Source organism: Glycomyces albidus (genome assembly GCF_009451885.1).
Taxonomy (GTDB): domain Bacteria; phylum Actinomycetota; class Actinomycetes; order Mycobacteriales; family Micromonosporaceae; genus Glycomyces; species Glycomyces albidus.
The window spans coordinates 183,628-198,092 of the sequence record NZ_WIAO01000006.1; the positions used below are offsets into that span (position 1 = coordinate 183,628).

At 72.2% G+C, this 14,465-nt stretch carries 13 protein-coding genes and 1 pseudogene; 3 read left to right on the forward strand and 11 right to left on the reverse strand.

The window, feature by feature from the left end:
• Positions 1-283: 283 nt before the first annotated feature.
• Together GFD30_RS28225 and GFD30_RS07780 are read left to right on the forward strand one after the other, a co-directional pair.
• Positions 284-649: pseudogene (locus GFD30_RS28225) on the forward strand (4'-phosphopantetheinyl transferase family protein); the annotation flags it as partial.
• A gap of 202 nt (positions 650-851) precedes the next feature.
• Positions 852-1,769 carry a carbohydrate kinase family protein gene (locus tag GFD30_RS07780; protein ID WP_194201888.1) on the forward strand — a complete coding sequence of 306 codons (918 nt, stop codon included), beginning with the start codon at positions 852-854 and terminating at the stop codon, positions 1,767-1,769.
• An 83-nt stretch (positions 1,770-1,852) separates the two neighbouring features.
• Here the strand turns inward: GFD30_RS07780 and GFD30_RS07785 are convergent, their stop codons facing one another.
• On the reverse strand, positions 1,853-2,263 hold the full coding sequence (locus tag GFD30_RS07785; protein ID WP_153024607.1) for a hypothetical protein: 411 nt from the start codon (positions 2,261-2,263) through the stop codon (positions 1,853-1,855).
• Between the two features lie 233 nt (positions 2,264-2,496).
• Between GFD30_RS07785 and GFD30_RS07790 the strand changes: the two genes are divergently transcribed.
• Positions 2,497-3,144 (forward strand): HNH endonuclease family protein, encoded by a 648-nt coding sequence (locus GFD30_RS07790; protein WP_153024608.1) that lies wholly within the window; start codon positions 2,497-2,499, stop codon positions 3,142-3,144.
• 39 nt (positions 3,145-3,183) lie between these two features.
• Here the strand turns inward: GFD30_RS07790 and GFD30_RS07795 are convergent, their stop codons facing one another.
• The 10 genes from GFD30_RS07795 to cobA form a co-directional block, all read right to left on the reverse strand.
• Entirely contained in the window at positions 3,184-3,645 is a 462-nt protein-coding gene (locus GFD30_RS07795; RefSeq protein WP_153024609.1) for a DUF4190 domain-containing protein, read from the reverse strand.
• 57 nt (positions 3,646-3,702) lie between these two features.
• The gene (locus GFD30_RS07800) at positions 3,703-3,918 is read right to left on the reverse strand and encodes a DivIVA domain-containing protein (RefSeq protein ID WP_153024610.1); all 216 of its coding nucleotides are present in this window, start codon (positions 3,916-3,918) and stop codon (positions 3,703-3,705) included.
• 92 nt (positions 3,919-4,010) lie between these two features.
• Complete coding sequence (locus GFD30_RS07805; protein WP_153024611.1) at positions 4,011-6,191, reverse strand: DUF3488 and transglutaminase-like domain-containing protein; 2,181 nt, start codon at positions 6,189-6,191, stop codon at positions 4,011-4,013.
• Entirely contained in the window at positions 6,188-7,462 is a 1,275-nt protein-coding gene (locus GFD30_RS07810) for a DUF58 domain-containing protein (RefSeq protein ID WP_153024612.1), read from the reverse strand. Before GFD30_RS07810 ends, GFD30_RS07805 begins: the two co-directional genes overlap by 4 nt.
• Positions 7,459-8,439 (reverse strand): AAA family ATPase, encoded by a 981-nt coding sequence (locus GFD30_RS07815; protein ID WP_153024641.1) that lies wholly within the window; start codon positions 8,437-8,439, stop codon positions 7,459-7,461. Before GFD30_RS07815 ends, GFD30_RS07810 begins: the two co-directional genes overlap by 4 nt.
• Positions 8,440-8,496: 57 nt before the next feature.
• Positions 8,497-11,130 carry a fibronectin type III domain-containing protein gene (locus GFD30_RS07820; protein ID WP_153024613.1) on the reverse strand — a complete coding sequence of 878 codons (2,634 nt, stop codon included), beginning with the start codon at positions 11,128-11,130 and terminating at the stop codon, positions 8,497-8,499.
• A gap of 312 nt (positions 11,131-11,442) precedes the next feature.
• Positions 11,443-11,862: a type II toxin-antitoxin system VapC family toxin gene (locus GFD30_RS07825; RefSeq protein ID WP_153024614.1), complete on the reverse strand. Its 420-nt coding sequence runs from the start codon at positions 11,860-11,862 to the stop codon at positions 11,443-11,445.
• Positions 11,855-12,136: a type II toxin-antitoxin system Phd/YefM family antitoxin gene (locus GFD30_RS07830; protein WP_153024615.1), complete on the reverse strand. Its 282-nt coding sequence runs from the start codon at positions 12,134-12,136 to the stop codon at positions 11,855-11,857. Before GFD30_RS07830 ends, GFD30_RS07825 begins: the two co-directional genes overlap by 8 nt.
• A gap of 211 nt (positions 12,137-12,347) precedes the next feature.
• Entirely contained in the window at positions 12,348-13,439 is a 1,092-nt protein-coding gene (locus tag GFD30_RS07835; protein WP_153024616.1) for a DUF1611 domain-containing protein, read from the reverse strand.
• Between the two features lie 228 nt (positions 13,440-13,667).
• Positions 13,668-14,465: uroporphyrinogen-III C-methyltransferase (gene cobA / locus GFD30_RS07840; protein WP_153024617.1), on the reverse strand; the 798-nt coding region annotated here is incomplete at its 5' end.

The window sequence follows — 14,465 nt, forward strand, 5'->3', positions numbered from 1 at the left end:
GGGCTCGTGCGGGTCCCGCGGCCCGCCCCTGCGGGCGCATCGGCTCTGGACGGCCGCGCGGCGGCCCCGGTACGGTGTCCCGATGGGCGGCAAGGCGATTCCGGTGCGGTTCGGCGGCACGGCCCCGGCAGGGACGGTCCGCCCGGCGCCCGGCGCCGTCGCGGTGTTCCTGGCGGAGCGCACGACCGAGGTCGATGCGTCGGTGCTCAGCGCGGCCGAGGCGGCGCGCGCCGCTGGATTCGCCCGCGTCGAGGACCGCGAGCGGTACACGGTCGCGCACGTCATGCTGCGGCTGCTGCTCGCGTCGTACCTCGACTGCGAACCCGCGGACCTGCGGCTGTTCAACGAGACCTGCCCGGTCTGCGGCGGGCCGCACGGCCGCCCCGCGGTCGCCGGGGTGCCGCGGCTGCACTTCTCGATCTCGCACGGCGGCGCGTTCGCGTTGGCGGCGTTCGCATCCGAGCCGGTCGGCGTCGACGTGGAGCCCGTCCCGGGCGAGACGGCGGTCCACGACCTCCTCGGGTGCCTCACCGCCGGCGAGCGCCGCGAGTTCGACGCGCTCGACCCCGCCGCGCGCCCCGCGGCGTTCGCTCGGGCCTGGGTGCGGAAGGAGGCGCGGCTCAAGGCGGACGGCACCGGCCTGGCGGCCGACCCGGCCGGCGTCCACGCGGGGCTCGGCCCCGACCCGGGCCCCGGATTCCTCGATCTCGAAGTGCCGCAAGGGCATGCGGCGGCACTGGCGTTCGCGGCCCCGCAAGGCTCCGCGCTCGGGACGGCCCGCCGGTTATCATCGGCTACCGCGGCATCGGGACGGGCGATCCGCCCGCGGCGGGAGAAGGGCTGGTGGGACCGTGATCGGGGTGGTCGGGGAGGCGCTGATCGACCTGGAGGTCGCGGCGGACGACGCGCGGCATCCGGTGGCGCATCCGGGCGGGAGCCCGATGAACGCGGCCGTCACCTTGGGCCGCTTGGGAACCGAGACGGCGTTCCTGGGGCGGCTGTCGTCGGACGCGTTCGGGAAGCTGCTGCGGACGCACCTGGCCGAGTCCGATGTGAACCTGCGGTGGATCGTCGACGCCGAGGAGCCGACGAGCCTGGCGATCGTCTCGGTCGACCCGGGCGGATCCGCGGCCTACGCGTTCCACACCGGCGGCACCGCCGACTGGCAGTGGAGCACCGACGAGCTGCCGCGCGACCCGGGGGTGGACGCCGTCCACACCGGGTCGCTCGCGCTGGCGCTGGAACCGGGCGGGCCCGTGCTGGAGCGGTGGCTCGCGGGGCTGAGCACGCGCACGACGATCAGCCTGGACCCGAACGTGCGCCCCGCGCTGCTGGGCGAGCGGGCGGCGTACCGCGACCGCCTGGAGCGGTGGCTCGCGTTCGCGTCGATCGTGAAGGTCTCGGACGAGGACCTCGCGTGGGTGTGGCCGGGCGAGGCCCCGGAGACGCTCGCGGAGCGGTGGATCACGAAGGGCCGCAAACTGGTCGTGGTGACGCGGGGCGAGGGCGGCTCGCTCGTGTGGGCCGGCGGCGAGTCGTTCGCGGTGGAGGCCGTGCCGGTCGACGTGGTCGACACGGTCGGCGCCGGGGACGCCTTCAGCGGGGGCCTGCTGGACTGGCTCGACCGCCACGGGCGGCTGCGTCTCGGCGACCTCGACCGGCTGACGGCCGGTGAAGCGCGCGAGGCGGTCGGGTTCGCGTCGCGGGTCGCGGCGGTGACGTGCTCGCGCGCGGGCGCGAATCCGCCCCGGCGCTCCGAGCTGGACTGAACGGAACGGCGTCCCGAACGGCGTCCTTCCGGGCCGGTTCCTCTCGCATTGCACGGGCCCGGCCCGCGGGCCGGGCCCGGTTGCTACGGGCGCCGGGTGATCGAGGCGGCGACCGCCCTGACGACCTGGACGCCCTGGCGGCCGAACGGGTCGCGGACCTCGACCGCGAAGCCGGGAGCGAGGAGTCGGGCGACTTCGCGTTCGCTCGCCAGGCCGTCGCCGCCGAGCGGTTCGGGCTTCCAGTCGTCGCCGCGCTCGTGGTACTCGGCGAGGAACGCGCGGAGGCCGTCGAGGTCGCCGAGGGACTCGCCGCGCATCGCCTGGATTTGGAGGTCGACCCTCCAGGCGCCGTCGTCGGCCCGGGTCTCCCAGACCCGCTGGACGAACGCGACGCCGCCCCATTCGAACTCGAAGTCGGAGGCGACGCCGAGCCGGTCGGGCAGGTACCCGACCGCGAGGCCGCCGATGTGCGTTTCCTTGCTGCTCACAGTCATGTCTCCATTGTAGGCATTTGTCCGTCTCGGGTCCGGAAGTCGGTTGATCCGGCTTGTCCTCGAATCAACGGTTGCGTAAGTTCGCCATGTCTTGTGGGTAAAAGATCGGATTCACCCCTTGCGGTGCCACGACATCCCATGATTCGATGACCCCGACCGATGGGGCATTCGCGCCCGTCGATCGGTGTACCCCGTCAGCCGCACTCTTCCCCCCTTCCCCCACAGGAGTCACCATGCAAGCATGCAAGCGCGCCGTCGCCGCGGTCGCGGCGGCCGCGGTCGCCCTCCTCGCGGTCCTCGTCCTCGACTCGGCCCCGGCGCAGGCCGTCCGGCCGCCGGGCATCCCGTCCCTCTCCACCGCGCAGGCCGAGCTGAACGCGCTGACCGTGGCCGCCGAGTCCCACGGCTCCAGCTACGACCGGGACCTGTTCCCGCACTGGTCGAGCGTCGGCGGCGGGTGCACCGCGCGGCAGTACGTGCTCAAGCGCGACGGCCGCGACGTCGTGACCGGCTCGGACTGCCAGCCCGACTCGGGCTCGTGGCAGTCGGACTTCGACAACGTCTGGACCAGCACGGTCTCGAACGCCACGGTCGACCACGTGGTGGCGCTCTCCGAGGCGTGGGCCTCCGGCGCCTGGGCGTGGACCACCGCCGAGCGCCAGGCGTTCGCGAACGACGTCGACTCGCCCCAGCTCTGGATCGCGACCACGTCGGCGAACTCGTCCAAGAGCGACTACGACCCGGCCGAGTGGATGCCGTCGAACTCGTCGGTGCGCTGCGACTACGTCAAGGCGTGGACCCATGTGAAGTACCTGTACGACCTGACCGTCGACGCCGCCGAGAAGTCGGCGATCCAGTCGCACCTGAACACCTACTGCTAGCGGCTGAAACGGCGGCGCCCTTCGCGGGCGCCGCCGCTCTCACATGGTCGAGACGAGGACTATCAGGCCGACCAGCGCCGCCAGGCCGAGCGCGATGATCGCCAGGACGAGGCCGGTGAGCGCGAGGCCCTTGCCGGAGACGCCGCCCTGGGCGGTGCGGATCTGGCGGCGCGCGGAGATCGCCAGGAAGAGCGCGCCGAGGCCGAACAGGGCCGCGGACATGAAGAAGGTGAGCCCGGCGAGCGGGCTCAGGGCCGCGACGATGAGGCCCGGGAGCGCGGCGAGGACGGCGCCGATGCCGGCGATCAGGGATCCGATCGCCGGCCCGGACGGGATCGGCTTGAGGCGCGGCTGCACGATGGCGAAGCCGTCGATGGTCACCGGTGCCGGGGCGGACCAGTACGGATGGGCCGGGTAGAAGTACTGGGCCTGCGGGTGCTGCGGCGGATGGCCGTGGACCGGCGGGCCCGGCTGGACGGGCTGCATCCGGGGCTGGTTCATGGGTCCCGGGGGCGGCTGGAGATGAGGATGGTACGGATCCGCGGTCACGTCCCCAGATTAGCCGCCTCGGAGCGTCCGGGCGACCTCGGCGAAGTACTCGTCCACCTCCGCGGTGTCGTAGCCGCGCAGCGTGAGCTGGAAGCCGAGATTGGTGAGGGAATCGGGGTGGGGCGGGGCGCCGGCGTCCGTGGCGGTTCGGATGCGGGCGACCGCACGGTCGACTTGGGCGCGGTCGTATCCGCGGAAACGGACAGAGAAGAAGGGGTTCTCCATACGTCACAGTCTGCCAGGTGAGCGCCACGTACCGGGATCGGCCTACCGGCTGATGAATTTGCGGGGAAATATCAACTTCTAACGGGCACAGGCTAAGTGAGGAAGCGTTTCCACCTTTTCACCTGCTGTCGGATCGTCCGCGGATATTCCGATGCGATCGCCGCAGCGGCGACGGCGTCCTCTTCGGAAACCGCTTGGGGAGCGAATGCCGCGGCATTGACCAGACGCGGCAAAGGGCCGATATCGGCTTCAAGCGTCGAAAGCCGCGCCGCCGACTCCTCCGCGTTCGCGTGGTCGGGGACCTTCACTCCCGCGCGGGCGGCGGCGGCGAGCACCTCGGCCCAGGCGCCGGCGACCCGCTCGGCCGGGCCGCCGCGCGTGAGCCTGCGGCGGCGCCGCAGGGCCCTGCGGGCCTTGAGCACGAGCGGCACGCAGGCCACGAGGACCGCGGCGAGCGCGTACCAGGCCCACACCGGGATCCCGCCGGCCTCCCGGCCGAGCTCCTCGTTGAAGTCGCCGTCCTGCTCGAGGGACTCGTCGTTGAAGTCCTCGGCCTCGCCTCCGCCGCCGGAGTCCTCCTCGGGGCTCGGGGTCTCCTCCTCCATCTGCTCGAGGGTGTCCTCGGGCGGGACGGGCACGGCGTCGGGCGGCGGCATCGGGTCGAAGCGGACCCAGCCGACGCCCTCGAAGGCGATCTCGGGCCAGGCCGAGCCCTGCGCGGCGGTGACGGTGCTGGAGCCGCCGGGGACCTCGAAGCCGACCACGACGCGGCTGGGCAGCCCGATGAGGCGGGCGATGACCGCGTACGCGGCGGCGAAGTGCTCGCTGGTGCCGCGCTGCCCGCCCGCGTCCGCGGGACTGCCGAGGAAGAACCCGAGGGCCGGCAGATCGTGCCCGGAGGGCGCCTCCGGGTTGTACGCGTAGTGCTGGGCGAGGAAGTCCGCGAGCCCTTGGGCGCGTTCGTAAGGCGTGTCGTAGGTGGTGCGGACGTAGTCGGCGATCGTCGCCATGATCTCGGGGGTCGCGGGCGGGACGGCGACGGTGCCGGCGTCGGACAGGTCGGGCCGGGCGGTCTCGGCCGCGGCCGGGTCGGCGGTGACGAGCGCGGACTCGACGTGGTAGGTCGAGCCGGTCGCGAGGCCGTCGGGGGTGAGCAGGCAGCGCGTGGTGAGGTTGACCGCGATCGGCAGGTCGGTGACGGTGGCCGGGTCGGCTGCGGCCGGGACGAGCTTGCCGCCGAGGCCGATGATCTCGACGTCCGCGGAGAAGTTCGCCTCGCCGCTGCCGGGGATCACGGTGCCGGCGGTGCGGAAGTCCCCCGCGGCCTGCCAGGTGGTGCCGTCGTATTCGGTCAGGACGGCCAGGCGCATCCACGAGTCCCCGGAGGTGTCGGCCTCGAACAGCTCCTGGTCCGGGTATTTGGACCAGGCCGCGATCCGCACCAGCGGGTTCAGGTCGATGTCGGTGAGCTGGGGCGGCTCGACGTACTCGCGGGGGTCGCCCGGGCTGGCGGTCACGAACCGCGCCGCGGCCGGGCCGAGGACCGCCACGGCCGCGAGGAGCACACATGTGGTGATCACGGCGCCCATGAGCGCCGGGGCCTTCGAGGGCGCGGGCCCGTCGACGACCGCGTCCCGATCGGGCCGGCGCTCGGGCGGGGCGGCGGTGACGGCGAGCGCCGCGGCGGCGAGCACGCAGAACGCGAGGGCGGACCACGTCCCGCCGTCGGCGTTCGGCCCGACGAGGTACAGCCCGGCGGCGTACAGGAGCGTCGGCGGCAGGCAGCCGAGGAGCGTGCGGCCGTACCGGATCGCGAACTCGCAGGCGAGCGTCGCCGCGAGCCACGTGAGGAAGACGGGCACGACGACCGTGTCCGGCGCGGGCTCGACCGGGATGAGCGCGGTGAGCGTGCGCGGCACGGCGTTGACGAGCGCGTCGACGACCGTGACCGGCAGCGGGTCGGCGCCGTCGGCGGTGAGCGCGATCGCGCCCAGGAGGTACCCGGCGAGGCCGAGGAGCGAGGCGCTGGGTGCGAGGAACGCCGGGCGGTTGCGCAGCGCGAAGCCGATCGCGAAGGCGCCCAGCGCGGCCCCGGCGACGAGGAGGACGAGGAGCCGCCCGTGGTAGACGCGGGCGGCGACGGCGCCCGCGAGGAAGCACATGAGGGTGAGGCAGACCGCGACCGCGGCGACGCGCAGCCGGTACCGGGTGCGCCGGGGGCTGCGCTTGGGCCGCTCGCGCGCGATCTCGACCGGGTTCTGGACGGCGCTCACAGCCGGGTCCCGCCGTTGTTCCAGGCCGCGGCGAACTGCTCGCCGTCGGCGGCGCGGACCGTCGGCAGCCCGCCCGCGAGGGACGCCGAGGCGGGCAGCCCGGCAGCGAGGTGGACGGCGATCACGGTCGGGTAGGCGCGCTTGAGGAGCGCGAGCCGGTCGGTGGGCGGCTCGGTCCCGGTGATCCACACGAGCGTGTCGCCGTAGCGGGCGGCGGTGAGGCGGGCGACGTACGCGTCGAGCGACTCGGCCGCGTTCGGCGCGAGCTCGGCGAGGAGGTCGCCGTAGGAGTCCCGGCCGGCGCCGGACACCGAGGCGCCCGAGGCGGGCACGAGCGCCGCGTGGTACTCGGCGCGGAAGCACGCGGTAAGGATCGAGTAGGCGGCCTCGCAGGCCGCTTCGAACGCGTCGCTCGGCGCCCCCGGCGGGCCCGGCCAGCTCTCGGCCCGGTCGTCGATCGCGATCGCGACAGTCGGCAGCGAGGTGTCGAGGTGCTCTTTGACCATGAGCTTCCCGATGCGGGCGGAGGTCCGCCAGTGGACGTGGCGCAGCTCGTCGCCGATGACGTACTCGCGCAGTGCGTGGAACGTGAGCGAGCCCTGCTCGACCTTGTCGGCGGTGCCTTCGAGCGAGCGGGCGAGGCCCTCGGGAGTGCGGGCCAGCTGGTGCAGTCGCGGGTGGATCCACAGCCGCGCGGTCGGCCCGAAGTTCCCCGCGGTCGCGGCGAGGCCGAGGAGGTCGCGCTTGCCGATGCCGAGCGGCCCGGCCTCGATCACGCCGCGGCGCTCGGCGCCGATCACGTAGCTCGCGCCCGCGCTCTTGCCGGGGCGCAGCCGCGCCAGCGGGACGGCGACGCGGCGGGTCTCGAGGCCCCCGCCCGGCAGCGCCCCCGAACCGCGGACGTGCACGGCGCCGTACGCGTCGACCGCGCGGGCGTTGACCGCCCGCCAGCGCCCGGTGTTGCGGACGGTGAGCTGCACGTTCGCGGTGTGGCCCACCGAGACCCGGTCGGGGCTCACGGTGCGCTCGACTTCGAGGCGGGGCTTCGCGGCGATCACGGACCCGGCCGCGACGCACGCGAGCGCCCCGGCGGCGCCGACGGCCGCGAGTTCGGGGTAGCCCCAGAGCCATCCGGAGGCCAGGAGCGCCGCGGCGGCGAGCGCGAGGCCGACGCCGCGGGCCGTGACGGGCACCGCCAGCAGCTTCTCGGCCAGTGTGGAGCGAGGCGCCGCGGCCGCCTCCGGTGCCGCGGCCGCACCGGTCTCGCTCATGCCGCCGAAGCGGGCAGCGGGACCGGGACCTTGTCGAACGCGTCGGCGACGACCTGCAGGCCGGTGGCACCGCGCATCGCCGCGTCGGGGGCGAGCTGGATGCGGTGCGCGAACACCGGTCCGGCCAGGGCCTTCACGTCCTCGGGGATGATGTAGGTGCGGCCCTGGGAGAGCGCGAAGACGCTCGCGGCCCGCGAGAGCGCGATGAGCCCGCGGGGGCTGACGCCGACGGCGACCTGCGGGTGGTTGCGGGTGGCGTTCGCGAGCTGGACGAGGTACGCGTACAGGGGCTCGGCGATGTAGACGTGCTTGGCCATCTCGGCCATCTGCGCGACCGTGTCGGTGTCGACGACCGGGGCGAGATGCTCGGGGCTGCGCTGGTGCGTGCCGCGCAGGACCTCGATCTCGGCGGCCTCGACCGGGTAGCCGACCGAGAGCTTCACGAGGAAGCGGTCGAGCTGGGCCTCGGGGAGGCGGTAGGTGCCGTCCATCTCGACGGGGTTCTGGGTCGCGACGACGAGGAACGGCTGCGGGACCGGGTGCGGGCGGCCGTCGACGGTGACTCTGCCCTCCTCCATGACCTCGAGGAGCGCGGACTGCGTCTTCGGGCTGGCCCGGTTGATCTCGTCGGCGATCACGATGTTCGCGAACACCGGGCCGGGGTGGAACTCGAAGGCCCCGCTGGCCTGGTTGAAGATCGTCACGCCGGAGACGTCGGAGGGCAGCAGGTCGGGCGTGAACTGGATCCGCCGCCACTGGCCGGAGACGGCGGCCGCGATGGCGCGGGCCATCGTCGTCTTGCCGGTCCCGGGCACGTCCTCGAGGAGGATGTGGCCCTCGGCGAACATGGCGGTCAGCGCGAGCCGCACGACCTCCTGCTTGCCGAGCACGACGGTGTCCACCGCGGCGCCGAGGCGCTCGAACGCGGCGGCGAAGGACTCGGCCTGCGCGGCGCCCAGCTGGACCGGCTGCTGCATGCGCTTAGGCACCCGCAGCGGGTGGGTCTGCTCGGTGTCGTGCATTCTCTGCTCCTGCTAGCACTGCGGGAGGTCCCCGGTGGAGTTCTTACCGACCCCGTCGATGTTGAACCATGTGAACGGGATGTACGCGTTGGAAGCGTAGTCGATCTTGATCCATTTGTTCGAGGCGTCTTTGCCGGGGTGGTAGTCGACGGACTGGCCGCTCTCCGTGCCGCGCGGATTGATGGTCGCGTCGCCGGTGGTCCAGCAGTACGCCTTGTAGCCGGTCGGGGTGTTGGTCGTGCCGAGCGAGTTGCCGGACTGGCTGGGCTGCGAGTAGACGCTGACGCCGTCGACCGAGTCGCAGTAGCCCGAAGGCGTGTCGTAGCCCTCGTCGCACCGGAAGTACACCTTGCCGGTGATGTTCGAGGTCGAGGCGTTGTGCGTGTCCGAGGTCGCCTCGCCGGCCGGGTTCGAGATCCGGACCTGGAAGCTGTAGCTGGTCGAGGCGTAGAGGCCGGTCACCGCCATCACGTCCGGGCAGGACTTGGTGCCCTGGTTGGAGCCGTCGACGAACACGGTGCACTGCGCGTCGCTGCTGCCGCCGTCATCGAAGGCGAGTGTCAGGTTCACCTGGTTGGTCAGCGACTCGTGGCCGGTGATCTGGACCGACGGCGCCGCCATCGTGTTCGAAGTGGTGGTGGCCGGCTCGGACTGGCCGGCCTCGTTCACCGCGACCACCGACACGTTGACCTGCTCGTTGTTGCCGAAGCCGGACATGCTCGTGGTGGTCCCCTCGGTGACCTCCTTGGTCTGGCTTCCGGCGGTGACGATGTACTTCGTGATGTCGCGGCCGTTGTTGGACGGCTGGTCCCACCTGACGTCGATGGTCCCGGCCGTGCTCGGCGAGGACTCCGCGAACAGGTTGCCGGGTGCGTCGGGCACGTTGAACGGCACGACCGTGCCGGACAGCGGCGAGGGCGCGGAGGCGGCCGCGCCGGACAGGGTCGTCACCTGGAACGCGTACTGGGTGCCGTACTCGAGCGTGCCCTCGACGGTCTTGAGTTCGGTCCCGGTGGCCTGGCCGACCACGGTCCGCTCACCGGTGCCCGAGACGGACTCGACCTGGTACCCGGAGATGTCGTTGCCTTCGCCGTCGGCCTCCTCCCACGACACGGTGACCGTGCCGTCGGGGTTGGCCGTGGCAGTGACGGCACCCGGTGCGCCCGGGACCTCCGCGGAGGGCGTGATCGACGGCGAGGTGACGGTGTCGCCTTCGCCTTCGGCGTTGTGGGCGGTCACGGTGAACGTGTACGGCTGGCCGTTCTCGAGGTCGGTGATCTCGAGGACGCGCTGGCTCGGGGCGATCTCCCAGGTCTCGCCGGCGCCTTCGACGACGTACTTCGTGAGGGCCGAGCCGTTGTTGGGTGCGGCGTCCCACGAGAGGTTGATGAGGCCGTCGCCGACGGTGCCGTCCAGGTTGGTGACGGCGCCGGGCGGGCCGACCTGCGGCGCGGACTCCTCGTCGCCGTTCTCGTCGCCTTCGTCGCCGCCCTCGTCGTCGTCGGTGGGCGGGGCGTCGCCGCCGAGGATGTCGTCGCGGTTCTTCTCGGCGAGGCGGGCGTTGCCGTCGGAGGAGACGACGACGGCCGCGTTCGTGTTGACCGCGTTGGCGAACAGGGTGTCGCCGGTGTGGTACAGCTCGACGGGCCCGCCGCCGGAGTCGATCTCGATGCGGTCGAGCTCGTTGCCATCGAGGTCGTAGACCCAGACGAGCCCGGAGGCGCCGTCGGGAACGTAGATGCGCTGGTGGAATTCGACCGAGGCGCCGAGGAGCTCGGAGGCGCCGGCGCCGATCGAGAAGCTGCGGGTCTGCTCGTCGTCGACGGTGACGATCGAGGGCGGGTCGGTGACGGTGACCGAGGCGATCGTGCCGGGGCTGGTGTCGGCGGTCTCGGCCGGGCCGGCGAGCTCGATGTCGGTGACGGCGCGGCGGCCGTCGGAGCGGATCGTCGTCATCTCCTTGGCGGTGGAGTTGAGGACGGCCACGCCGTCGCCGAGGACGGTGAGCGCGAGCTCTTGGCGGGGCTGGGCGACGACCTCGGTCGCGAGGGTCTTGGCGCCGGAGTCGCGGGGTTCGATCTGGACGATGGTGCCTTCGCGGGGGACGCCGATCCAGAGCTTGCCGGTGGCGTCGAAGGCGCCGCCGGTGAGGCCGGCGGGGAACTGGAGGGGCTCGCCGATCGCGGCGAGGGTCGAGGGGTCGACCTGGTTGACCAGGCCCTGGGTCTGGTCGATGATGAACGCGCCCTCGTCGGACAGGGCGACTCGCACGCCCTCCCCGGGGGCGGTCTCGGCCGCGCCGGTGACTTCGAGGGTGGAGAGGTCGATCGCGGAGACCTTGCCGGTGGCGATCTCGCGCAGGAGGAGGTGCGAGTCGGTCTGCTCGACCTGGACGGCGTTGCCCATGGCGTCGGTGACGTCGAGGCGCACGTCGGTGGCGGCGGTGAGGCCGTTGACGCGGGCGAGTTCGCCGAGGGGGGTCGTCCACAGCCAGAGGCTGGCGTCCTCGCCCTCGTTCTCGCGGCTGAAGGCGCCGGTGCCGAGGAGGGTGGCGACGAGTGCGCCGACGAGCACCACCGGGAGTCCGACCGCGATGAGCAGTCCCTTGACGTTCAGGCGTCGGGCGTCGACGTTGCGAGTGGTCATAAGGGGGAGTTCCTCTGCGCTTCTGGTGCAAGGCTGCGGATCGCGGGCCTGCGCGGGGTTCGCGCGGACGGGGTGCGGTCGGGGCGGCGCACGAACCCGAGCCTAATTCGCGGGTGCAACTAGGACCAGGCTGCCATTGTCACAAGACGGTATCGGTCCCGGGTCGCCCAAAGTGGCGCAAGCCAGTCACATTACCGGCACGTAGCGGGACGGTCGAGTCGCTCCAGACGCAAAGGCGGCGGCGCGCGAGGCGCACCGCCGTTCAAGCCTTCGATGTCCAGTGGTTCGACTGGTTCGACCTGTGCCGCCGGTTCAAATGGCGACCACCTCCAACAGCGACTCCAACGGAGTGAAGTCCTCGGGATTGCGGGTGAAGAGCGGCAACCGGTTCCGGATGGCGATCGAAGCGATCATGAGGTCGGCCGTGTACTTTCGCGGCTTGCGACCAGCCGTCAACGCGAGCAGGTTGACAGTGCCGAACACTCGTGCGGACGCCTCGTCGAATGGAAGCGGGTTGCGGAAGGACTGCTGTGCCCAATCGAGCAGCTGCTGACGGCGCGCCTGTTCGACAGGCTCGTTCCGAGCGGCATGCGGCCCTGCATACAGCTCGGCGAGCGTGACCGCGCTGATCGCGCTGGCCGTCGGCAGTACCTCCTGCGGAAGCTTGCCGAAGTCGATGACGGCCGAGGTGTCGAGGAGCCCGAATTCGTGGACTGGTCGCGATTCAGTCATCGCTGTCGCTGCGGCGGTCGTAGGGGTCGCGGAATTCCCAGTCGACGGCTTCGGACAGGCTCTCCCGGAACTTCTTGAAGTCGATGCGCGGCAGTCCTGCCGCGGTCTGCTTGAGGACCTCGGAGGACACGAACGGGCTCTCGTCCACCAGCGGCATCAGCCGGGCGATGGGGGTGCCGTTCCTGGTGACGATGATCTCCTCGCCGGCTTCCGCTGCACGCAAGACCGCGGCGCTGTCGTTGCGGAGTTCTTTCTGAGTGATCATGCGACTCATGACCCCATGATACCTCCAAGCGCTACCAGAACACCCGCATGAATTGCGCGAGTCCTGGTCACGACGGCGTGTCGAGCGCCTCGCCGCCGGGCACGGAGACGGCGGTGCACGAGTGCACCGCCTTTCGATGGATCGCTGTTCGATTCTGGTGCCGGGGCGGCGCGGGTGCGCCGCCGTCGGTCCTGCCTTGGTCGTAGGGATAAGAGGTGCGTCAGGCGGCCTCGCCGAGTTCGAGGACGCCGCCGCGGCGGGAGCGGGCGACGCGGGCCATCGCGAGGATCTCGGCGGCCGTCTCGGGCGCGGCGAGCTCGTTCGGCGTGTACACCGGCGCGTCCATGCCCGCGATGGCTTCGCGGATGGCGAGCTGGGACTGGGTGAGCCGCCCGGAGGCGGCGATCACCGGCAGGCCCAGGGAGCGCAGGTGCTGGGCGCCGTAGCGGGCGCCGGCCGCGTCGGCGGCGGCGAGGACGACGCCGTCGACGAGTTCGCGGACGACCGGGAACTCCAGCAGCGCCGAGGTCTCGGTCTGGAGGATGCCGTCGGCGATCTCCATGACCACGGCGTCGACGTCGTGCGCGGCGGCGTGGTGGTAGAGCGTCTGGGCGAGTTCCGCCAGCTCCGGGACGGGGACGCCGGCGGTGGTCGGGTAGCCGCCGTCGGTGAAGTCGGCGGCGACGACCGCGCCGGAGTCGCGGAACATCCACGGGTCGCCGCCCGCGCCGGTCCCGGTGATCTTGATGCCGGCGACGCGGCGCCCGGAGCGCGACAGTCCCCGGATGACGGACGCGGCGGTGGTGGACTTCCCGGCGTTCATGGAGGTCCCGACGACGCACACCACCGGCGGGTGGTCGCCCAGGCCGAACGGGGCGAGCACGGTGAAGCGGCGCAGGTCGATCGGAACGCCCTCGCGGTCGGCGAGGATCCCGACGGGCTCCAGGCGGGTGGGCGGGCGCATGTCGCCGTGCCGGGAGAGGACCTCCCCGGCGACGCCGCCGGCGGCCACGAGGTCGACGGAGGTGCCGAGGACGTCGGGGATGCGGGATTCGTACTGGTCGGGGGCGTACCGTTCCCCGAATGCCAGCAGGACCTCGTCGCCCGGGTAGATGGCGGCCTTGCGGCCGGTGGCGAGCTCGAGCCAGTTGTGGTGCCCGATGGCGTCGACCCTTGCGACCAGGATATGGCCGGCGCGGGGGGCGCATTCGTCGACCAGGGTCAGTCCGGGCAGCGTCAGGTCGACGTTGCGGACCGCGTAGGCGACTTTGAGCCGCGAAGCGAGCTCAGCAGAGAACTCACGAATGCGCATGCACACTCCAAAGAGGACAAAGTGGGTGAGCAGGAGCCCCTGCTCGAATGGAAGTACACCGGTGATTCAGATCGTGACCACGGTGGCAGACGCGACGATCGTCGCGCTGTTGATGGACGAATATTACGGCCTGTATACGGGCTTGTAAAGGGTCGGTTAGGTAAAAGTGCGGCGGCGCCGAAGTGACACTTCGGCGCCGCCGTCGAACCGGTCCTCAGCAGGGAGGACTCACCGATTTCGGCCCCTTGCGGCCACGGCTCCGATGACGATCACGGCCGGGTGGTGCGCCTCGGTGACGCCCAGGTCGGACAATTCGCATTCGCGGACGGTCTGGTTCTTCGTGGTCGCACTCTCCACGATCCGGACCGGCGTGTCGCCGGGGCGGCCGCCCTCCATGAGCGCGGCCGCGATCGCGGCGCGGTTCTTGACGGCCATGAGGAGCACGATGGTGCCGTTCCCGGCGCCGAGGGCGTGCCAGTCGACGAGGCTCTGCGGCCCGGGCGGGACGTGGCCGGTGGCGACGGTGAAGTCGTGGACGACGCCGCGCTCGGTGACGGGGATGCCCGCCGCGGCGGGGCCGGCGATCGAGGAGGACAGGCCGGGGACGACCTCGACCGGGACGCCGGCCTCGAGGCAGGCGTCGAGTTCTTCGGCGCCGCGGCCGAACACGAAGCCGTCGCCGCCCTTGAGGCGGACGACGAACTTGCCTTCGCGGGCGCGTTCGACCATGACGGCGTTGATCTGCTCCTGCGTGGTGTGCCGGCCGTACGGGAGCTTCGCGGCGTCGACGATCTCGACGTCGTCGCCGAGGAGGTCGAGCAGTTCCTGCGGGGCGAGCCGGTCGGAGACGACCACTTCGGCCTGGCGGAGCAGTTCGAGGCCGCGCAGGGTGATGAGGTCCGCGTCGCCGGGGCCGGCGCCGACGAGGGCGACCCCGGCGGGACGGGTGCGGCGGGCGCGGGGGGCGTCGATGTCGCCGGAGCGCAGGGCCGCGGCGACGGCGTCGCGGACGGCGGCGGCGCGGCG